21 protein-coding genes and 3 tRNA genes are annotated in these 18,551 nt (G+C 65.3%); 12 read left to right on the forward strand and 12 right to left on the reverse strand.

Annotated features, from left to right (window positions below):
- The first annotated feature begins 111 nt into the window (after positions 1-111).
- Positions 112-1,110 carry an IS481 family transposase gene (locus tag N542_RS0114740; RefSeq protein ID WP_028644590.1) on the forward strand — a complete coding sequence of 333 codons (999 nt, stop codon included), beginning with the start codon at positions 112-114 and terminating at the stop codon, positions 1,108-1,110.
- On the opposite strand, the gene N542_RS0114745 is transcribed toward N542_RS0114740, so the two are convergent.
- Positions 1,107-1,967, reverse strand: coding sequence for a hypothetical protein (locus N542_RS0114745; RefSeq protein ID WP_028644591.1), 861 nt, complete (start codon positions 1,965-1,967; stop codon positions 1,107-1,109). The genes N542_RS0114740 and N542_RS0114745 overlap by 4 nt on opposite strands.
- A complete protein-coding gene (locus N542_RS0114750) occupies positions 1,912-3,741 on the reverse strand; it encodes an Eco57I restriction-modification methylase domain-containing protein (protein ID WP_081795223.1) in 1,830 nt (609 codons plus the stop codon). The genes N542_RS0114745 and N542_RS0114750 overlap by 56 nt, the downstream gene beginning before the upstream one ends.
- Before the next feature lie 234 nt (positions 3,742-3,975).
- Here N542_RS0114750 and N542_RS28440 point away from each other — a divergent pair, with 234 nt between their 5' ends.
- Positions 3,976-4,350, forward strand: coding sequence for a helix-turn-helix domain-containing protein (locus N542_RS28440; protein WP_442937467.1), 375 nt, complete (start codon positions 3,976-3,978; stop codon positions 4,348-4,350).
- Between the two features lie 254 nt (positions 4,351-4,604).
- Here N542_RS28440 and N542_RS0114760 read toward each other — a convergent pair whose 3' ends face one another.
- The 3 genes from N542_RS0114760 to N542_RS27200 form a co-directional block, all read right to left on the reverse strand.
- Positions 4,605-4,922 (reverse strand): hypothetical protein, encoded by a 318-nt coding sequence (locus N542_RS0114760; RefSeq protein ID WP_028644594.1) that lies wholly within the window; start codon positions 4,920-4,922, stop codon positions 4,605-4,607.
- Between the two features lie 104 nt (positions 4,923-5,026).
- Positions 5,027-5,854: a metallophosphoesterase gene (locus tag N542_RS0114765; RefSeq protein ID WP_028644595.1), complete on the reverse strand. Its 828-nt coding sequence runs from the start codon at positions 5,852-5,854 to the stop codon at positions 5,027-5,029.
- A 326-nt stretch (positions 5,855-6,180) separates the two neighbouring features.
- Entirely contained in the window at positions 6,181-6,414 is a 234-nt protein-coding gene (locus N542_RS27200; RefSeq protein ID WP_081795224.1) for a helix-turn-helix domain-containing protein, read from the reverse strand.
- 707 nt (positions 6,415-7,121) lie between these two features.
- On the opposite strand from N542_RS27200, the gene N542_RS27205 reads away from it, so the two are divergent.
- Genes N542_RS27205 through N542_RS28445 form a run of 3 tightly spaced genes read left to right on the forward strand, consistent with a single transcriptional unit; the run spans position 7,122 to position 8,744 of the window.
- Entirely contained in the window at positions 7,122-7,445 is a 324-nt protein-coding gene (locus tag N542_RS27205; protein WP_197025978.1) for a helix-turn-helix domain-containing protein, read from the forward strand.
- Positions 7,445-8,494, forward strand: coding sequence for a hypothetical protein (locus tag N542_RS24990; RefSeq protein WP_051551833.1), 1,050 nt, complete (start codon positions 7,445-7,447; stop codon positions 8,492-8,494). Before N542_RS27205 ends, N542_RS24990 begins: the two co-directional genes overlap by 1 nt.
- On the forward strand, positions 8,490-8,744 hold the full coding sequence (locus N542_RS28445) for a tyrosine-type recombinase/integrase (protein ID WP_442937483.1): 255 nt from the start codon (positions 8,490-8,492) through the stop codon (positions 8,742-8,744). The genes N542_RS24990 and N542_RS28445 overlap by 5 nt, the downstream gene beginning before the upstream one ends.
- Before the next feature lie 36 nt (positions 8,745-8,780).
- Here the strand turns inward: N542_RS28445 and N542_RS0114785 are convergent, their stop codons facing one another.
- Both N542_RS0114785 and N542_RS24995 read right to left on the reverse strand, forming a co-directional pair.
- Positions 8,781-9,248 carry a hypothetical protein gene (locus N542_RS0114785; RefSeq protein ID WP_028644598.1) on the reverse strand — a complete coding sequence of 156 codons (468 nt, stop codon included), beginning with the start codon at positions 9,246-9,248 and terminating at the stop codon, positions 8,781-8,783.
- A 46-nt stretch (positions 9,249-9,294) separates the two neighbouring features.
- Positions 9,295-9,924, reverse strand: coding sequence for an ArsR family transcriptional regulator (locus N542_RS24995; protein WP_051551835.1), 630 nt, complete (start codon positions 9,922-9,924; stop codon positions 9,295-9,297).
- A gap of 199 nt (positions 9,925-10,123) precedes the next feature.
- On the opposite strand from N542_RS24995, the gene N542_RS27585 reads away from it, so the two are divergent.
- From N542_RS27585 to N542_RS0114805, 3 genes are all read left to right on the forward strand, one after another.
- Positions 10,124-10,288 carry a hypothetical protein gene (locus N542_RS27585; RefSeq protein ID WP_155993117.1) on the forward strand — a complete coding sequence of 55 codons (165 nt, stop codon included), beginning with the start codon at positions 10,124-10,126 and terminating at the stop codon, positions 10,286-10,288.
- A 412-nt stretch (positions 10,289-10,700) separates the two neighbouring features.
- The gene (locus N542_RS0114800) at positions 10,701-11,642 is read left to right on the forward strand and encodes an ATP-grasp domain-containing protein (protein WP_028644599.1); all 942 of its coding nucleotides are present in this window, start codon (positions 10,701-10,703) and stop codon (positions 11,640-11,642) included.
- A 2-nt stretch (positions 11,643-11,644) separates the two neighbouring features.
- Entirely contained in the window at positions 11,645-12,250 is a 606-nt protein-coding gene (locus N542_RS0114805; protein WP_028644600.1) for a hypothetical protein, read from the forward strand.
- 132 nt (positions 12,251-12,382) lie between these two features.
- On the opposite strand, the gene N542_RS0114810 is transcribed toward N542_RS0114805, so the two are convergent.
- Together N542_RS0114810 and N542_RS0114815 are read right to left on the reverse strand one after the other, a co-directional pair.
- Complete coding sequence (locus tag N542_RS0114810; protein WP_028644601.1) at positions 12,383-13,657, reverse strand: hypothetical protein; 1,275 nt, start codon at positions 13,655-13,657, stop codon at positions 12,383-12,385.
- Between the two features lie 578 nt (positions 13,658-14,235).
- Positions 14,236-14,309: transfer RNA gene (locus N542_RS0114815), tRNA-Phe, on the reverse strand.
- A gap of 107 nt (positions 14,310-14,416) precedes the next feature.
- Between N542_RS0114815 and N542_RS0114820 the strand changes: the two genes are divergently transcribed.
- The 3 genes from N542_RS0114820 (at position 14,417) to N542_RS0114830 (ending at position 15,082) form a co-directional block, all read left to right on the forward strand.
- Positions 14,417-14,489, forward strand: a tRNA-Glu gene (locus tag N542_RS0114820).
- A gap of 82 nt (positions 14,490-14,571) precedes the next feature.
- A tRNA-Asp gene (locus N542_RS0114825) sits at positions 14,572-14,645 on the forward strand.
- Positions 14,646-14,728: 83 nt separating this feature from the next.
- On the forward strand, positions 14,729-15,082 hold the full coding sequence (locus tag N542_RS0114830; protein WP_028644602.1) for a metallopeptidase family protein: 354 nt from the start codon (positions 14,729-14,731) through the stop codon (positions 15,080-15,082).
- A 26-nt stretch (positions 15,083-15,108) separates the two neighbouring features.
- Here N542_RS0114830 and N542_RS0114835 read toward each other — a convergent pair whose 3' ends face one another.
- Genes N542_RS0114835 through N542_RS25005 form a run of 3 tightly spaced genes read right to left on the reverse strand, consistent with a single transcriptional unit; the run spans position 15,109 to position 16,696 of the window.
- Positions 15,109-15,441, reverse strand: a complete 333-nt coding sequence (locus N542_RS0114835) for a fluoride efflux transporter FluC (RefSeq protein WP_028644603.1) — start codon at positions 15,439-15,441, stop codon at positions 15,109-15,111.
- The gene (locus N542_RS25000; protein WP_051551837.1) at positions 15,438-15,860 is read right to left on the reverse strand and encodes a FluC/FEX family fluoride channel; all 423 of its coding nucleotides are present in this window, start codon (positions 15,858-15,860) and stop codon (positions 15,438-15,440) included. The genes N542_RS0114835 and N542_RS25000 overlap by 4 nt, the downstream gene beginning before the upstream one ends.
- Positions 15,857-16,696, reverse strand: a complete 840-nt coding sequence (locus tag N542_RS25005) for an ATP-binding protein (RefSeq protein ID WP_231482685.1) — start codon at positions 16,694-16,696, stop codon at positions 15,857-15,859. Before N542_RS25005 ends, N542_RS25000 begins: the two co-directional genes overlap by 4 nt.
- A 360-nt stretch (positions 16,697-17,056) precedes the next feature.
- Between N542_RS25005 and N542_RS25010 the strand changes: the two genes are divergently transcribed.
- Positions 17,057-18,550 (forward strand): NAD(P)/FAD-dependent oxidoreductase, encoded by a 1,494-nt coding sequence (locus N542_RS25010; protein WP_036508116.1) that lies wholly within the window; start codon positions 17,057-17,059, stop codon positions 18,548-18,550.
- Position 18,551 lies beyond the last annotated feature (1 nt).

An 18,551-nucleotide genomic window follows, 5' to 3' on the forward strand; every position in this document is an offset into this window, starting at 1 on the left:
TGTGATGCCCAGGCACGTTGTGCGATCGGGTACGGCGAACCCGTAGATGGGTGAAGGCCTCCCGGTGTGGAGTGGAGCTATCTAGGAACCGCTCCCACCCAGGAGGCCTTCGTGTCCCACGTTAATGCTGCTCTGACTCCCAGACACCGCCTGCGGCTGGCCAGGTTGATCGTTGAGGACGGTTGGCCACCGTCTCGTGCGGCTGAGTTCTTCAACGTCTCGTGGCGCACCGCGGACAAGTGGGCGAGCCGCTACCGTGACGAGGGCATCGCCGGGATGAACGACCGGTCCTCGGCCCGCCACACCCAGCACGCCAAGACACCGCCGCCGGTGGTGCGCAAGATCGTGCACCTGCGGTGGAAGCAACGCCTCGGACCGGTCCAGATCGGCGCGAAGCTCGGCATGCCAGCCTCGACCGTGCACGCGGTCCTGGTCCGCTGCCGGCTCAACCGGCTCACCTACATCGACCGGACCACCGGTGAACCAGCGCGACGCTACGAGCGGTCCCGGCCCGGGGAGCTGCTCCATGTCGACACCACGAAGTTCGGCAACATCCCCGATGGTGGCGGCTGGCGCTTCGTCGGGGTGAACCGGGGCAACGTGAACCGTCGCTCGACCCGGAACCGGACCGGGAAGAAGACCCACCGCTACGACGTGTCGATGGGGACCTGCTTCGTGCACACCGTCATCGACGACTACACCCGCCTGGCCTACGCCGAGTGCCACGACGACGAGAAGGCCGTCACCGCGGTCGGAGTCCTCTACCGAGCGATCGCGTGGTTCGCCGAACGAGGCGTCAACGTAGAGCGGGTCATGTCGGACAACGGCTCGGCCTACATCTCACACCTGTGGCGCGACACCTGCCAAGAGCTCGAGATCAAACACAAGAGAACTCGACCCCGTCGCCCGCAGACCAACGGGAAGATCGAGAGACTCCACCGCACCATGGCCGACGGCTGGGCCTACAAGAAGCTCTACACATCCGAGAACGCCCGCCGAGCGGCCCTGGCAGGATGGATCCACCAGTACAACCACCATCGGCCCCACTCAGCACTCGGCGGCCAACCACCCATCACCCGGTTGGACAACCTGGCCGGACATCACATCTAACCGCCGTGGTCCTCGATCGCTGTCTTGATGTAGTCGATGCATTCTTCGATCTCCTCCTGGAAGAAGATCTTGTCGATGAAGGCCTCTGCGCCGGCGCGGTATCGCTCCGCCTCGGCGCGCGGGCAGAGAAGTAGCCCGACGACGAAGGGTGCCGATCCGGTGACCATGGTGCGGAGTCGCTGGGCGGCGTTGTCGCGATCAAACGTCAGGGTGTCGCTCAGCCCGAGTCCCTGCAACGTTGCCGATCCGTAAAGCAGCTTCATCTCCAGTGCAGCCTCGGCGAGTTCGTAGAGGCGCTTCTGGATGTCATCGGCTACCCGGCGGATGCGTTTGACCTCCAGGTAGATGACGGGCGACTCGCCAGTCTTCGGATCGGGCCAGACCCCGTCTGGCTTGCGACGCGCGACGACCACTCCGGGCACTTCTCGCCGCGGAGGGCTCATGAACAGCGGTATGCCCTCGGCAGCGAGGCGGTCTCGGAAGTGCTGTTCGGTCCGTCCGCGCGCCTTGCGCTGGAGATCGCCTTGACGAAGTGCGGTGGCGTTGGAAGCAATGGTGTCAAAGTCCGCGCTAACAGGCAGCCTCGTCTGCACGGCGAACGCACGGCGCTGCCTCGTTGGAACTAGCTGTGCTTCGTCTTCGGTCGCGGCCTGGCGCAGCGACGTGCGGTTGAGCTCTGTGGCCGCGAGCATGAAGTAGTACCCGCAAGCGGCGTCGCGCAGAAGACGAGCGACGTCTTCGATTGGGAGTTTGCTCAGCGCGAATCGGCCGTCAGATGTTGCGGTTGTCGCGATCGCCGGATCAGACCGAAGAAGGACGACCCTCCTGCGGAACTCGTCCAGTTCCGGCAGCGACACGTGTACTCCTCGGGCTGTTCGGGTCGATCGAGTCGAGAGCTTGCGCGATCTCGTCGGTCTCGACGCCGAACAGGGCAGATATCAGGTCGGCGACCTCATCATGCCGCTGAGCGGCGGTGGCCTCTCGGATTGCGTCGCGCGTGTCATCGGTGACGTCAGGTATCGGCAACTCACGAAGGAACTGGCGCCGGTAGCGGCTGAATCCGTCCTTGACCTGAGGGGCTCGGGTCCGGATCAGGAACTCAATCGCTGGACTGTTGAGGATCGCGACGAGTGTGTCCGAAGGCAGAGTCGTCGCGGTCAGGTAGTAGAGCGAGTGCTGGGGGACGTATCTGCCCATGTCGACCGCGAATCTGTTGGATCGGGCTACGTCGGGCACCAGGATCTTCTCGGTCGTGTGCAGCGGCGCCCCGACTGGATCGTGAAGATCCCACCAGGGCTTCCCCCAGACACGTACGCAGTGGCGTTGCTTCAACTCCTTGCGGAACTGACGCAGCCACCGCCCCGTCCTCGGGAACTCCTTCAGATCTACTAGGTGCGGTGTCCCGTCTGCGGCCCATCTGTAGGGAACGAGCATGCATTCGCCCGAGTCCACAATCTCGTTTGCGAGGACGTCACGACCGCGAACCGTGGGGTGAATCAGGTCGGGCTCGAGGCGACTCGCAGTCTTGGCGTCGAGAATGAATGCCGGGTTGTAGCCGGTCGTCAGGCCTGCTGAGATCCGCTCGGTCAGTGCGCCGAGTCGTGGGTGTCCGGCAGTCAACCGTTCCTCAAGTGATTCGTAGCCGCTGCGTTGGAAGGACCACGTCGAGAATTCAAGCCGAGCGGAGTTGAGGAGTTGGACCTCTTCGACGACGGGTGTTCGCTCATTGTCGTCGGCAAGGGCGACTCTGCTCACCTTCAATACAGTCGTGTCCGCAGGGTTCGGGTGCCCGGCAACATCAGGGTCCTTCTGCTGAGCTCGGACTGACCGAGCTTCGGCATCAGCCGCGACGATGGATGACCAGACAGTGACGCACGGAACGGTCGCCGCGTCCTCAAAGACCCTGTGACTGCTGAATACCGCGATGCTGCGGACCGTCCCAGTCTCACGGAGCAGGTTCCGCAACGGGCCTGCCGACGAACTGGACAGGTACTTGTCTGGAGTTATGAATGCGAACGCGCCGCCGGCGTCCACGGTTCGTGAGGCTTGTTCCATGAAGAGGGTGTAGAGGTCGAGACGTCCGAACGCGCTGCTGAAGTCCGCCCGGTATTGCGCCTTCTTTGGCGCCGTGATTCGGTCGGCCGTCACGTAGGGCGGGTTGCCGATCAGCAGCCTCGGTCGCTGGGCTAAGCGAGGGAACGCGCTCAAGCCGTCGGACAGAAAGTCGGCGACCACGATGTTCTCGTCGAACGTTGAGGGTTCGAGCAGCGTGCCCACGAATTGCTCGGCGGCCGAGCACAACGACTTGCGGGTCAGTTCGACAGCCATCGGGTCGAGATCGAGGCCCCATAGGTGGGACTGAGCTCGCCGGAGCAACTTGCCTCGGCCGGCAGCCGTTCGGAGATCACTCTCCGCGGCCATGCGCTCCAAGCACGCCAGGAGAAAGACACCGGCACCGACTGCCGGATCCAGGACCGGACCTGGAAGAGGCTCACCCTGTGCCAGCGCCTGGTCCAGGACGAAGCGAGCCAGGGATGCTGAGGTATAGACCTTGCCGTGGGTGCGCCGATGCTCCCGTTCCAGCGTGCTGAGGTGCTGCGCGCCGGTAGTTGGGGGTCTCGTCTCGTTCATCTCGCCCTAGTCTCGCCTGATCTCGAAGCATTCGGTCGGCGCAATGCCGTATCGGTCTCGCATCCTGCCTCAGAGGTCCGACATAGACTCCGGCGAAAGTGCAACGCCGCTGGTTGGCGACGGGCGGATCCTGGCGCATGGGACCGACCGGACCTACGTGGCCAAGCACGATCTAGCGCGGAACTGTGCGCTGCGGGCGCGGTAGATCGCCTTCATTCGTGGGTATGAGAGGCCATGCCCTATCCGTCGAGGCCGGTCCTCGATGCAGTTGCGGAGTTCCGGGGATCTGCCACTACGAGACCCTCGCCGGAGCAACGGCGACGCCTGTTGGAGTTTGTCGCAGCCCAGTGCCGCGCAGGTCGCTCCCTGCGCGAAATCGCGGAACTGGCGGATCGCACCCAGTCCGCGGTGCGTCGAATACTGGACCAGGCAGGGGTGCCGCGGCGCGGGCAAGGCGCGCCCAAGAATGGACGGAGTTGTTGTCCGCTGAGGCTCGATCGCGGCTCAAAGTGGCGCCGTGCGAGCAGTCTCTTGAATTCTCGGAGGACGGGTCCGTCAGACAGTTGCGCAGGATGGCCCTGCCTCGCGTGCGGTCGACCTGTTCCGTAGGCAAAGGTCCCCGCACTTGATACAACCTGCTCATCGTGGGACTCGTGCAGGGGACCAGGTGTCGGCCATTGCGTCACGCGCTGGGGCTGACCACCACGGTGCTCTGGACCCCGTACTTGTCGCGGCCGACGCAGGCGATTCGGGCGTCGACTCCGGAATCCAGCGCTGAGGTGCACAGCTCGCGGCCCTGGTGGCTTCGTCTTGATACGTGTCGTATCAACGTTGTCGCATTGGTCCCGTATTGCCTCCGCCACTCACGCCTTCGGTCTGGACAGTTCGTTCGAGACCAGCCTGGCGTACGCATCGAGGCGCGCGCGGTCACCGCCCGCTCGTACCCACTGAAGCGGTGTGAGGTCGCCGAGCTCCGGCGCCGGGGTGTGCATCAGCACAGCTACCGTCCACGCCTCGTGTTTACGGAGGGCTCGAAAGAGGCTCTGCAGGCCGGGGCGGACCCGCGTGAGGTCACCGGCGCGCTCGAACTGCGCGACCGAGTAACGGTGATCGCCATCGGTGCTCTCCACCCCCAAGATCAGACCGTCGCGGCGGAGCTCGGCGAGTTTGAGCTCGTCCACGTCGAGGGCGCGTTGTGTCCTTCCAGGTGTCCAGAACGGAGCAAGCAGGTCAGCGAGCTCGTTCGGCGGCGGAGTTGGAGCCCCGACTTCAGGCGTATCTTCCGTCATCTCCCGGCCTTGACTGGATCGGTGAGCGTGGCGAGGTCGAGGAGTCTCATGTTCCCCGCCTTGCCGTTGCAATCCAGTGACCAGATCTCGGTGTCGTAGCCAGCGCCGGACAGCGTGACCGTCCGCTGGCCCGAGCAGTGATAGTGCGCATGCACCTGAAGCCGTGGGGCAACGCCGAGGAATGCGGCAGTGACGAGGTCTCGACCCTCTGTTGCATATGAGAGTGCGCGGTCGGTCCAACTCATCGGGTTCGTCGTCACAATGTCCTCGACTGCTCGCGTCGCCCACGGCGGTCCGGGTGCATCGTGAGTGATCATCACGTCGGCGTAGCCGCCGGCGATTGTTCGATCAACGTCCTCCTGCGTCATCTGTTCCTCGGGCCACCAATCCTTTCCCTGGCGCCGAGAGAGGAAGTCCACGCTCGGTGCTCCACCAAGCGACACGAAGGAGCGGCCGTGCATCGACCATCTATAGCCGCGGGGGAGGACGGCGACGTGCTCGGTGAGGTAAAGGGGGCGCCTTTCACCGTCTGCTTCACGGTTCTTAGGGTTCTCCCAGAGCTGATTAATGCGCGACCAATGCTCATGGTTACCTGGAGTGACGAGCACTGCGATGTCGTACCTTGCGCAGACCTTCTCGACGGACTGTAGAAAGGCCTTGCCGCTCGGTCCGGGCCAAATGCCGAAGTCGCCGGCGTGGAGCGCGACGCTGACACCGCGTTCCCCCAGCGACTGGAGTCGTGCGTTGGCCCACGATCGGTCGCCGTGCCAGTCTCCGATCACAGCGGCGATCGACGATTCGTCGAGGTTGGCTGTCGACATCATGAGGTCTCTCGTGGCTGATGGCGGCCCTGGGTGCTGGGGCGCGAACTATGGGAAGTTGCCGTGACCGTTTGGATCGCGAGACGACGACGCTACTTATGAGTCCTCAGTAGGACCACATGTTTCGCGCTGTGCGGGGTTATTGGATCTGTTAGCTCAGTCGGTCGGGCGAGGCTTCGCGCAGCAATCGCTGCGCGCGGCAGTCGCTGCACTGCCGGTAGAGCACTGGATATGGACGCCCACGTCCGCTGGGCGGGTCTTCAAGTGGCGTTGGCGGGACTCTCCTCGCTGTCACAATGGGGCACGACCCCGTGGCAGCAACCTTTGGCCTAGCTGGCTTCGCCCTCACCCTCCAGCAGAAGGGTCAGGGGCTGTATTTCGATCCGCTCGGCGATTCGCTCGACGGACCTCAGGGACAAGTTCCGTTCACCTCGCTCGAGGCCGCCGACGTAGGTGCGGTGGTATCCGAGTTTGTCAGCGAACGCCTCCTGTGAGAGGCCAAGGGCCTCTCGATGACGGCGAAGGTTCCGACCTACGACCCGCTGCAGATCTCCTTCGGCCACCCCGAGAACGGTTCCGGGCTGCTACCTTTTGGTCTACAGACTCATAAGTAGCATCGCGCTCCGAATGGGCTGTGGGTCTCGGACTAGGCGCTCCTTGCCCACTTGCCTGGCCAGAAGTGGTCGCGCCGCTGGCCTGTTCCACGCTTGAACTCCGGTCCAAGACCACAAGCCAACAGAAGTGGCGGAAAAGTGGCCTGGACGTTTGCGCAGGTCAGACGGCGTTTTGGTAGTAGTAGTTAAGAAGAGAGACCACTCTTTTAGATTGATAGATACCTAACACCAACACTGGGACCTAGTTCCGCTGTAACTCTCTCTATTGCTCACTTCCTTCTATATATAGCTATATGTAGGAGCTGGATGTGCGGTCAAAGTGGTCGCGACGCTGTCGGCAGGGCTCTGACCTGGGCAAACGCATCCAGGGGGTCGGCGAATCTGCCCACAAACGTGTACAACTCCGTGGCGTCCTTGGTCTCCAAGGTCGAAAGGTGGTCGCGACGTCCAGGTCGGTTGACCTGATGAGGTCGAACCGAAGCAAAGGGTTGCCCGGTCGCCAGGCGTGTCGACTTCGCCGTGACCGAGTTCAACCACGTAGAAGAGCTTGGCGTCTGCGCCACCAGGAGGGCGTACCTCGGCCTGGCAAACGCTCCTCCCGGACCCGGCCACACTTTGCTGCCGCCGGTGGTCTGGCACATGGCATAGGCACCTGTATGACCATGAACTCTGACGGTAGGTGCGCCTGCTGCGTACCCCGCTCGACTGAGCCGTCTGCGACGGAGCCCGTCGAGGATGAGGCCCGTACTGGGATCGGCTCGGCGCTCCCGGGTTTCGCCTCGCCCATCGCTGCGGCCCACACCGTTCTTCTCACCGTGGAGGAGGCCGCGCAATATTTGCGCATCGGCCGGTCGAAGATCTACGAACTCTTGCGCGACGAGACGTTGGCATCGGTCCGGATCGGACGCCGGCGACTGGTCCATGTGGTTGAGGTCAATCGCTACGCCGACAGTCTGGCGACCAAGGATCGTGACCTCTGATGGGTAAAAAGGGCACCCGGAACAGCAACGGTGAGTCCTCGATCTACCGCGATCCCAAGGGGACCTGGCACGGATGGGTCACGATGGGCCAACGCGCCGATGGCTCCAACGATCGCCGGCATCGGCAGGGCAGGAACCGTACAGAGGTCGCGCGGAAGGTCGCTGAACTAGAGAAGGCTCGAGAGTCGGGGCAGTTCGCCGCCGCGGGTGCGGCCACAACCTTAGAGCAATGGCTGAGCCACTGGCTCCGCGAGATCGCGCCCAACCGCCTGAGGCGAAAGACGCTTGCTTCCTACCGTACGGACATCATCAGGCACCTGATTCCGGGTCTCGGCAAGGTGCGGCTCAAGAGGCTCACGTGGGTACAGATCGAGGCGTTCGAGGCGGCCATGCGTCGCGAGACTGTGACGGAAGCCGGCCTGAGTCGCGTGCGCTACCGGCCCGCGACGGTCGACCACGTCCATCGAACCTTGCATAGCGCCCTCAAGGACGCGGTTCGCGCTGGGCTCCTCGGCAACAATCCGGCGACGCAGGTTCAGTCGACTGCCTCGCAAGCAGTAGACGCCGTCGACTTCGAAGGTGGAGTCCTTAGCGTCGACGAAGCACGCCGCGTAATCGCTTCGGCCCTGAAGCGCGACGGAGGCGCCCGACATGTCATCCGGCTTGCTTTGGGTCTGCGACAGGGAGAGACGCTGGGTCTGCCTTGGTCGCGGACCTTTCTTGAGTCGGCCCCGCGCCTCTCCATTGCCCAACAGCTGCAGCGACACTCCTACCTGCACGGTTGTGGGGAGGAGATCGGCATCGCGGGAAGCCGGGAGTGGCCGTGCGGCGCCAAGCGAGGAGCCGATTGCCCCTCTCGCCACGGAGGCGGACTTGTCGTGACGCAAGTCAAGACTCGCAAAGGCGAACGCGTGATTCCGCTCGACGACGTCAGCGCGGCGTACCTTCGCGCGCACAAGGCGGCCCAAGCCGAACTGCGGCTCGCGGCGGGGCCGGCATGGCACGACACCGGCTTGGTGTTTCACCCAGCCCGATGGCTCACCAATTGACCCGCGCGCCGATCTTCGAGAATGGAAGGAGATCCTGGCCGAGGCCGGGGTCCGCGACGTTCGTCTGCACGACGCACGACACACCGCGGCGACCATCCTCCTGGTCCAAGGCGTCGACAAGCGCGTGGTGATGGACCTCATGGGATGGAGCAGCGAAGCTATGCTTCGCCGCTATCAGCACGTTGTCGACGAGTTGCGTGTCGAGGCTGTTCGAAAGTCGACGTCCTACTTGTACGGAACGGCAAACTGAGATTCGAACTGTCTGTCGTCCCCGCATCGCAGTCGACTAGAAGGCGCCCATCTGGTCGAGCACCTGCTCGGCCATGTCCACGATGTCTGTGGCTCTCGCGAGGTCCGCTTTGACGTCGTGCGCCGTCACCGATGGCGCGTCGCCCGTCGGGTACTCGCTGTCGTTGCGAGTGCGGCGCATCCGAGGGAATGCGCGCAGGAGGTTGCCAGCAACGTTGCCCAACTGAGCTGCGACTGCATCGCCGACGACCACATGGCCGCCCGCGTGGGTAGGCCGCAGCCCTTGGTTCTCCAACACCGCGACCAGCGCTTTGCGAGTCGCGTCGTATGTGAGCTGGTAGGCGCCGGTGGGGTCAGCATCAGCGATCGCTGTCGCGGATGCGAGATGCGTGCGCGCTTGTTTGACGAGGAAATCGGCCTGACTGCGACTCGCTGCGACGCTCTCAAGGTGCCCGGCGCTCAGCATCTGCTGGATGGTTGTCTCGCCGATCGCCCAGCGGGTCATCGGAAGCCCTCACTCCTGTGTTGTGGATCTACCCGGTCTGGTTGCCTCACGGAGAGTCTGCTGCGGCGGGTGTCTGCGTCGTTAGTCCGTTCGGCAGCGCTTGCAGGTGCACCATTGGACGGTCGCGGATGGTGCGAAGGAACGGGTCGTCGCCAGGGTGTTGCCACCGCTTCTTGGAGATCTGCCGAATGTTGACCTCCCGGTGGAGCTTTCCGCGCGCGGTCTCAGCGATCTGGTCCAGAAGATCTAAATCGACGCTGCCGACGACCAGCACGTCTACGTCGTTCGGGGTCGGTCCCGGAGCGCCCGAATATCGCGATGCCCAGGAGCCGTAGATGTAGGCTTCCTCGACGCCAGGAAGTTCGGTGAGGAGGCCCCGGAGGACGGGAAGGGGGCCGAAGGTGACGGCCAGGAGCTCGCGAAGTGCGCGCGTGACGAGGGTGTCATCGGGAGCCGAGATCAAGCGGGATCGGCCGGCTTTGACCTCGGCCAGGAGTCCCGCTTCGAGAAGTCGCCGAACTTCGGCGTGAACACTGGTTACGGGTTCATCAAGTTCGCGTGCCAGGTCGCTGATGCTCAGTGGCGCGTCCCAGCGGCTCAGATAGATCGCAGAAAGGATCTCTCCCTGCAGACGAGAGCGCAGGATTGCGAGTAGAGGCGGAGCTGACTTTCTCATTTACCTGTAATCATCTCTCGGTATACGGGATTGTCAAGGTAGAGGGCGCACGAGATGGACGTCGGTCGCTACCACTTGATCTCCGTGACTAGCAGGGAGCGTGTGGGTGGGGGCTTGCGAACGTGCGGTCCGCTAGTCAGTTCGACGCGCGCGGCAATGCAACCAGGTCGCTCGCACTTGCGAACCCGTACGCTCAGACATGACGACAGGAGTCGAAATGCTCGATCTGTACGTGACTCTTGGCCAGTCCAACGTCGGCCGCGACACGCGCACGGGGCGCGAGACCGACACCAAGGAGATCGAAACGGCTGATCGCGATCGCGCGGCCTACCGACATGACCTGACGAGCCTTCCACTCTCGTAGGAGCATTGAACATGACAGACGCACCGGCAGAGAAGCTCGATCTATACCTGCGGCTCGGGTCGCAGTTCGCGGCTGACCGAGAAAGCGGTCCGACAGGATCCACGCTGACGCATAAGGAGGAGACGGCCGACAACGACCGAGCTCACAGTGTCCTCGTGGCGGTTGGACTTCCCGCGGGCTGAGGCCGAACGCTTAGACACGAATCGCCACCCGCGTCCCAGTTGACGCCCTAGAGTCGGGGCATGCCCTGTGGCTCGCGTGCTGTTGCTGACGACCTGTACCTCGTACTCTCCAGCATTCCCGCTGTGACGGACCGCGAGGGCGCGAACCGAGGAACCCTTACGGCTAGCCCTGAAACCGTCGACGACGACAGGCGATCCGTTGACGGCTTTGCTTGCGGGCTACCTGTCGGATGACCAGCGACCTGGGTGCGTGCGTACTCATCGTTGGTGAGGAGACCGACCCTCACGTCGAGGCAGTTGCGGCCCTCCTGGAGTCGGCGCTAACAGTTGTCATCGACGCTGAATCTTTGTCGTCGCGCCCCTACTTGCTGTCAGCAGATGGCTTCGAGGTCGAGGGTCTTGCTGGGCCCTTTCGCTCAGGGCGCGCGCGGGCTTGGATGCGTCGTCTCGCCCCTGCCGATTGGGGGCACGGGGACGCAATCGGCTCGCACGCCGCAGTTGCGCAAGCGGCGGCAGTTTCGCTGATTGCCGGCATAGCCCGTGTTCCGGGGATCGACTGGCTCACGCCAATCGACCCGCTGCTCATCTGTGAGAGCAAGCTGCTCCAGATCCGGATCGCCGACCGTCTCGGCATTGCGACGCCCCGAACCGTGGTCACCAACAAGGTCGACACCGCTGTGCGCGAACTTGGCCACAACGTAGTCATCAAGCCCCTGGGGCCTGGCCATTTCACGACCTCAGACGGCACTCCTGCTGTGGTCTATGCGACGGCGGTCGATCTCTTGAGTCCGGACTTCCAAGATCTCGGGCCGACGCCGTTCCTGCTCCAGGAGCGAATTACCGCGAGCACCCACTTGCGAGTCGTCACGGTCCGCGGCCAGTGCTGGGTTGCTGAGCTCGACGCAGACTCCGTCCCGCTCGACTGGCGAGCAGAGGAGGCAGCACACAGCTCCTTTCGCGCGACGTACGGAACGCACGACACTGTTGCCAAGGCGGCGGCGCGCCTAGCCGACGACCTTGGTCTCGGCTACAGCAGTCAGGACTGGATCCTTACCCCGAGCGGCGATGAGGTCCTACTGGATGTGAACCCCGCTGGACAGTGGCTGTTCCTGCCGGAGCCGATTGCGTCGGCCGTCTCGGCGGCGATCGCCAGCTGGCTCAACGGAGGTTAGAAATGGCACCTGACACATCTGGGCGAACGGAGCCGCCCGCTCCGCTTCCTGAATGGAAGCTGTACCTGGTCCACCTCAGCGGTCTTTGGGCGGGAAAGTCGGTTCCGGTCGTTGAACTCCATCGATCGCAACCGGCCGACATCTCATCGTGCACCGATCAGGAGCTCAACCTCCTGATTGCCGTCGCCCAGCGCCAACTCGATGCCCTCTCTGAACAGCTCGAGCAGATCCGTCAGCGCGGTCAGTTCCTCTTCACAACCCTCATCGTTCTGATCGGTCTGTCCACGGCGGCACTTTCGAAGATCGTGGACGGAACCAGCCTGGTGGGCTTCGTCATCTGGGCTGTTGCAATCGCGGTCCTCTTCCTTGCCCTGCTCGGCACCGCAGGTGTCGTGGTGAACAGAAAGGTGATGGGAACCGTCGACTCAGCCTGGATTACCCACCAGCCGCGGCCGTGGTTGCAAGCGAACGCCCAAGATCACCTCGATTCCGTCGAGCCATCGTGGGCGACGGTCGCGACCCAAATCACCATCTACCGCGACAGCGCGCTGTTGACGATCTTGGGCGTAGTTGGCATCGGCGTTGCCTGGTGCGTCTCTCTCGCCTGACGTTCGAGATGTCCACGGGTTGACGACGGAACCGGCTGATCAGCGCGGCACCTCGGCTGCCCTTCACAGTCGTGCGGGGCTCAGATCGCGGATCGCCTCGACGGCTGAGAGCAACAGATCGATCGAACGGGATCACCTCTCCATGCGTTCGATCAGTCGGTCCGTATCGACGCCGAGCCGCACCGCAAGCCACGCCCGGATCAAGTTGAGGCCCTGAGCGGCGAAGTCGCGAGCCGCCAGAGCGTCGGGGAGAGGCCGGTCTGCATGCTTCGATCCCTTGAAGGCCTCATTGAAGTCACGGCGCCAGGTCCTTGCGTCGGCTTCGCCATAGAGGCGGTTGTGGTGGAAGCCAACGGCATCTGTGACCCGCTCCAGGAGTCGCGGGAAGTTCGGCGTCGCGCCACCCCTCGAGTTGCGCTCCGCAGTCCAGATGGCGAAGCCGAGTGACTCAAGAGCCACTCCGATCTGCAGGAGCTTCGCCTCAATGGTCGTGCCTTGCTGAAACATCGTGGTGACAGCAATCCAGGTGGGGCGTGACCAGAGATCCCATTCGGCCATCCAAGACTGAAGAGCTGATTCGTCCAGGTCGCGCAGATAGAACAAGGGTCTGTCGCGCGTTCTGTCTAGAGGTCTGACGGCGGCGGACCCTCGTCCGAACGAGGGTTGGTACGCCTCGTGCCAGAAGCGTTTCTCGCTGCTGTCAGAGTAGGCCTGGTCGTCGTCGCGCATCACTGCGGTGAGCTCTGCGCTGCAGGGCTTTGCGTAGACCAAGCACATCAGGTCCTGCAGCATGCGGTGCACGACCGCGTGGTTCTCCCACGCCACGAGCTCAGCAGACCGCGTCCGGACCGACACGATGTCGGTAACGGAGAAGACGTTGCCCGTGGGGCGTGGATTGTGGGTAAATGTGGTTTCTAGGGAGACGTTGAGTGGGCCGCCGAGCAGGATCGGGTCGGGGTTGTCAGCCCGGATCAGCACTGCCAACGACTCATCGCCTGTGCGTTCGAGACTTTGCTGGACGGTAGTCATCTCCGCCCAAGTAGCGAGCCCGTCGATCTCGACTCTCATGCCGTTGACCGCGTCATAGGGGATCGCATCCCGGCCAGACGCGACAACCCGGGTCGCTCGGATTCTTTCCACGCTGGCTCCGCCGGTGGAAGCGGTCGTACCGACGTTCCGGCACTCCAGGAGGGTGAGGCGTCCTTCGTGGTCGTAGAAGTGCAGAGGGTCAGGCGCGGCAGGCGGATCATCGGTGAGCATCCGAAACGGATCGAGGCCGGGATTGGATCTCGGCCGGGTCGCGATCGCCCCTTTCGCGTCCAACTGAACGATCACGACCTCCGACGTTCCGTCGTCGTTCTTGACGTGCCCCATCCGCAACGTTCCCGCCAAGAGCTTGCGTGCCATGACACAACTCAACCGCATAGCTGGACGTTGCGGTCGATGGAAACCGCCACTCGGCACGAAGCAGCGTCGCGATCGCGCCGAACCCGGGTCGTCGGGCGGCCCGCAACAGGTCAGATAGCGCGAACCTCGGTCGCCGGTTCGTTCAGCTGCTCTTCGTGGTGAGTCCACACGTTGGCGTCGAACACGTCAGGGGTCTGCTGCACGAACGGGTGACAGACCCCAACGCGCGCAGGAAAGTCTGCGTCTTGGTCCGATGGGCCGGGACATCGAGCTGGTCAATTCGGGTCAAGTCAACGCGTATGTCGCGCGGCCCGACCGTCGCTTCGCCCGGACCTCCCCGGAGCATCCCAGAGAGCGCCGTGGCATCTGCGGCACGTGTATAACGTTCGCGCCCAGCGGTCTTGAGGCGACCGCCCATGAAAGGGTGCCCCGACCAAGATCCACGCGTGCCAGGTGACGCCATCAATGCAGATGTCTCCGCAGCGAAATGCAACGGAAACTGCAACTGACGTGTCCGAAAACACCCCCACCGATTACCCGGTGGGGGTGTCTTCGCAGGTCAGAGACCTGCTTGCCGGTGGCCAGGGGCGGGGTCGAACCGCCGACCTTCCACTTTTCAGGCGGACGCTCGTACCAACTGAGCTACCTGGCCAAGCGACGGAAACCATACAGGAGCCGTCGGGGTCGGGCGAAACCAGCGGCGGCTGCTGCTTTTGGAGCGCTCAGCGAGGGGACTCTATGCTTCTCCGTGCACGTCCGGCCCCCATCGTCTAGCGGCCCAGGACCCCGCCCTTTCACGGCGGTAGCACGGGTTCGAATCCCGTTGGGGGTGCGACCCGAGGTGCGAGTCGGCCCGATTGGGAGTCGGCCGCAACCATGGGTTAGAGTTCCACCGCTTCACCAGTGAGATACCTGGCCCCGTAGCGCAGTTGGTTAGCGCGCCGCCCTGTCACGGCGGAGGCCGCGGGTTCGAGTCCCGTCGGGGTCGCAGATGAGCACCAGCCCCTCCCGGTCCGGGAGGGGCTGGTGTCATTTCGACGGGCTCCTTCGGCGTGCCTGCACAATGACCGCATGCCGGTCGAGATGGGCTCCGTGGAGTTCGACGCCCTCGTCGACCGCGCCCTGGACGCCATCCCCGACGAGATCACCTCCCTGGTGCGCAACGTCGTCGTCCTGGTCGAGGACGAGCCACCGGCCGACGACCCCGACCTGCTCGGGCTCTACGACGGCATCGCGCTCACCGAGCGCTGGGGCGACCCGATGATGGATCTACCCGACCGCATCTTCATCTTCCGCAACCCCCTCCTCGACATGTGCGAGAGCGTGCAGGAGGTGGAGGACGAGGTCCGGATCACCGTCGTCCACGAGGTCGCCCACCACTTCGGCATCGACGACGCCCGTCTCCACGACCTGGGCTACGGCTGACCGCGGCGCGTCCGCGGACCAGCGGCTCAGGCCGCGAGCCAGAACCCTGCCGCGCAGGCGGCCAGCGCGGTCACGATCGTGCCGGCGGCGTACGCCGTCCCGCGGCGCGGCCCGAGCCCGTGCGTCTGCACGGCGAAGGCCGAGTACGTCGTGAAGCCGCCGCAGAAGCCGGTGCCCAGCAGGGCCATCGCGTGACCCGACAGGGCCAGCGCCGAGAGCAGACCGAGCAGCCCCGACCCGGTGACGTTCACGAGCATCGTGCCGAGGGGCAGCCGGCCGGGCTCGTCGTACCGGCTCGCGACCACGAACCGCAGCGGCGCCCCGACCGCGGCGCCGAGGGCGACCAGCAGCGCCGTCACTCGTTGCCGCCCTCGGGTGCGACGGCCGCCCGCTCGGACGGCCGCGACCAGTGGTCGGCGACGGCGACGCCCACCACGCAGCAGGCGAGGGTCGCGACGAGGTAGAGCCCGGCGGTCGAGGCGTGCCCGTGGTCGAGCAGGGCCCGGGTCTGCTCGGAGTACGCCGACAGGGTCGTGAACCCGCCCAGCACTCCCGGGCCGAGCGCCACGGCCAGGAGGCGCTGTCGGCGCACGACCACGAGGGCCGGCAGCAGCGCCAGCGCGAAGGACCCGACCACGTTGATCGCAAAGGTCGTCCACGGGAAGCCGTCGGGCTCCGCGGGCAGAGCCGCGGTCAGACCCCAGCGGGCCCAGGCGCCGACCGCGCCGCCCACCGCCACCGCGGCCAGGAGCCGCGGCGTCGAGGCGCCGACGGTCACGTCACGCTGCTGGGGTCCTGGGATCGCGACACGGGCGCATCTTTCCACGCCACGGCGGGCGCGCCCTGCTCCTGCCGGACGAACTCGCTGAGGAACCAGCGCTGGAAGCGCTGCTGGTCGGGCATCCGCGCGAGCGACAGCAGCCGCTTCTCCCGGCAGAAGGCGTCGGCGAGGTCGAGCAGCTCGATGAACCGACCGATGGTCGCGGCCGTCTCGCGCGGCATCGCGACGTGCAGGTCGGCGGTGGCTGCCCCCGAGGCCAGCGCCTGCTCGATCTGCTCGGCGCCGATGCCGTCACGCAGGTCGTTCTCGAGCGCGCCGAAGAGCGCGGAGAGGTCCTTGGCCAGCGGGTAGTCGGACTCGTGGGCGAGCGACAGCAGTCGGACCTCGCGGCGCAGCTCGCGGTAGTGACGCTGGAACTCGACGTACATGCGCAGGGGTACGCCGACGATGTCGATGCGCATCTCGTCGGGCGCCGGCTCGCGTGCGGGGGCGACGCGCTCGCCGGTCACGACGCCCTCGACCGGGTCGCCGCCGGGCTCGGACGACGGCGCGAACCAGATCGTCTTGCCGTGCTCCTCGACGTCGACGCCCCAGGCGGTCGAGCAGCGTGCCACGATCCCCAGGCCCCGCCCGAAGGTGAGGAGCAGGTCGTCCTCGGCGTCGTCAATGGGCATCGGCGGGACCTCCGCGGACCCGTCGTGGACCTCGACCCGGGGATGCTCGACGGTGCCGCGCACTCGCACGGTCAGCGGGGGCACGGCGTGCAGCAGCGCGTTGGTGACCAGCTCGGAGACACCCAGCTCCGCGCACTCGGCCAGGTCGTCTCGCCCCATGTCGTGGCATGCGTCGACCACCCAGCGGCGCGCGTCTTGCACGCCGCGGGGACCCGAGCCCAGCGACAGGGCGGGCCGGTTCAGCGGCACGGTGTTTCTCCACGGAGAGGCTGAGCAGGATGGAGGCAGTCCCCGGCGTGTACCCCTGCATTTTCCGTCGAAACCTTGCGAACCGTGGACGGTTTCGCCGGTCCAGACCGGGCGATATGTGCGGAACTCGTCGTGCTGACCCGATATCACGGTGAGTGTGAGCAACATGACCGCCCCGATTGCGGAAACCGGGGTGCGGAGCGGAACAATGGGTGCCGCTGAGGATGTTCTCTTGGCACGATCCAAACGAACGAAAGCGAAGGGCCCGTCATGGCGACGACGCAGCAGCACGAGCAGGCAGCCGAGCGACACCGGGTGGTGATCGTCGGGACCGGGTTCGGTGGACTCTTCGGCACCAAGCAGCTGCGCCGCTCCGACGTGGACGTCACGATCATCGGCAAGACGACGCACCACCTCTTCCAGCCGCTGCTCTACCAGGTGGCGACCGGCATCCTCTCCCAGGGCGAGATCGCACCTCCGACCCGCGAGATCCTGCACGGGCAGGACAACGCCCAGGTCCTCCTCGGCGAGGTCACCGGCATCGACCTGGACGCGCACACCGTCACCTCCCAGGTGCTCGGCCGCTCGACGGTCACGCCGTACGACTCGCTGATCGTCGCCGCCGGTGCCGGCCAGTCCTACTTCGGCAACGACCACTTCGCCGAGTACGCCCCCGGCATGAAGAGCATCGACGACGCCCTCGAGCTGCGCGGTCGGATCTTCGGCGCCTTCGAGATGGCCGAGCTGGGCGCCACCCGGGGTGAGCCCGTCGACCACCTGCTGACCTTCGTCGTGGTCGGCGCCGGCCCGACCGGTGTGGAGATGGCCGGCCAGATCGCCGAGCTGGCCCACCGCACGCTGCACAAGGACTTCCGCGCCATCAACACCCGGCAGGCACGGGTGATCCTCGTCGACGCCGCGCCGCAGGTGCTGCCGCCCTTCGGCGCCAAGCTGGGCGCCAAGGCCAAGTCCGAGCTCGAGAAGCTCGGCGTCGAGGTCATCCTCGGCGCGATGGTGACCGACGTCGACGAGCGCGGCATCGAGATGAAGTTCAAGGACGGTCGCGTCGAGCGCATCGAGAGCGTCGCCAAGATCTGGGCGGCCGGCGTCCAGGCCAACCCGCTCGGCCGCACGCTCTCCGAGCAGACCGGTGCCCCGCTCGACCGCGCCGGCCGGATCGCGGTCAACCCCGACCTGACGCTGCCGGGTCACCCCGAGGTCTTCGTCGTCGGCGACATGATCGCGCTCGACAACCTCCCGGGTGTCGCCCAGGTCGCGATCCAGGGGGCGAAGTACGCCGCCAAGGAGATCGACAACCGTCTGAAGTCGAAGCCCTCCGCGGGCCCGTTCCACTACTTCGACAAGGGCTCGATGGCCATCATCAGCCGCTTCCGGGCGGTCGCGCTGATCGGCAAGTTCCGGATCACCGGCGTGCTCGCCTGGCTGATGTGGCTGGCGCTGCACCTCATCTACATCACCGGCTTCAAGAGCCGCGTCACCGCGCTGCTGCACTGGGCGGTCTCGTTCATCGGGCGCGGTCGCTCCGAGCGCACCACGACCGAGCAGCAGATCTTCGCGCGCAGCGCCTTGAGCCGCCTCAAGCGCGGCGCCACCGACCTGGTCTCCGACCCCGGGGCGTACGACGCCGCGCGGGCCATGCTCGAGACAACCCGACGGGCGGAGCTGGAGGAGCGCGCGCTCGAGGAGTCGCGGCTCACCGACGCCGGCGAGCGCGGCGTACCGGTCGAGCAGACGGTCGGCTGAC

Origin of the sequence: Nocardioides sp. URHA0020 (genome assembly GCF_000620705.1) — a bacterium.
Classification (GTDB): Bacteria; Actinomycetota; Actinomycetes; order Propionibacteriales; family Nocardioidaceae; genus Nocardioides.

Bases quoted from the DNA above. Each gene is read 5' to 3' on its own strand.
- N542_RS0114750 (WP_081795223.1), bottom strand. From the start codon at position 3,741: ATGAACGAGACGAGACCCCCAACTACCGGCGCGCAGCACCTCAGCACG.
- N542_RS28440 (WP_442937467.1), top strand. From the start codon at position 3,976: ATGCCCTATCCGTCGAGGCCGGTCCTCGATGCAGTTGCGGAGTTCCGG.
- N542_RS0114765 (WP_028644595.1), bottom strand. From the start codon at position 5,854: ATGATGTCGACAGCCAACCTCGACGAATCGTCGATCGCCGCTGTGATC.
- N542_RS27205 (WP_197025978.1), top strand. From the start codon at position 7,122: ATGACCATGAACTCTGACGGTAGGTGCGCCTGCTGCGTACCCCGCTCG.
- N542_RS24990 (WP_051551833.1), top strand. From the start codon at position 7,445: ATGGGTAAAAAGGGCACCCGGAACAGCAACGGTGAGTCCTCGATCTAC.
- N542_RS0114785 (WP_028644598.1), bottom strand. From the start codon at position 9,248: ATGACCCGCTGGGCGATCGGCGAGACAACCATCCAGCAGATGCTGAGC.
- N542_RS24995 (WP_051551835.1), bottom strand. From the start codon at position 9,924: ATGAGAAAGTCAGCTCCGCCTCTACTCGCAATCCTGCGCTCTCGTCTG.
- N542_RS27585 (WP_155993117.1), top strand. From the start codon at position 10,124: ATGACGACAGGAGTCGAAATGCTCGATCTGTACGTGACTCTTGGCCAG.
- N542_RS0114800 (WP_028644599.1), top strand. From the start codon at position 10,701: ATGACCAGCGACCTGGGTGCGTGCGTACTCATCGTTGGTGAGGAGACC.
- N542_RS0114805 (WP_028644600.1), top strand. From the start codon at position 11,645: ATGGCACCTGACACATCTGGGCGAACGGAGCCGCCCGCTCCGCTTCCT.
- N542_RS0114810 (WP_028644601.1), bottom strand. From the start codon at position 13,657: ATGGCACGCAAGCTCTTGGCGGGAACGTTGCGGATGGGGCACGTCAAG.
- N542_RS0114830 (WP_028644602.1), top strand. From the start codon at position 14,729: ATGCCGGTCGAGATGGGCTCCGTGGAGTTCGACGCCCTCGTCGACCGC.
- N542_RS25005 (WP_231482685.1), bottom strand. From the start codon at position 16,696: ATGGGGCGAGACGACCTGGCCGAGTGCGCGGAGCTGGGTGTCTCCGAG.
- N542_RS25010 (WP_036508116.1), top strand. From the start codon at position 17,057: ATGGCGACGACGCAGCAGCACGAGCAGGCAGCCGAGCGACACCGGGTG.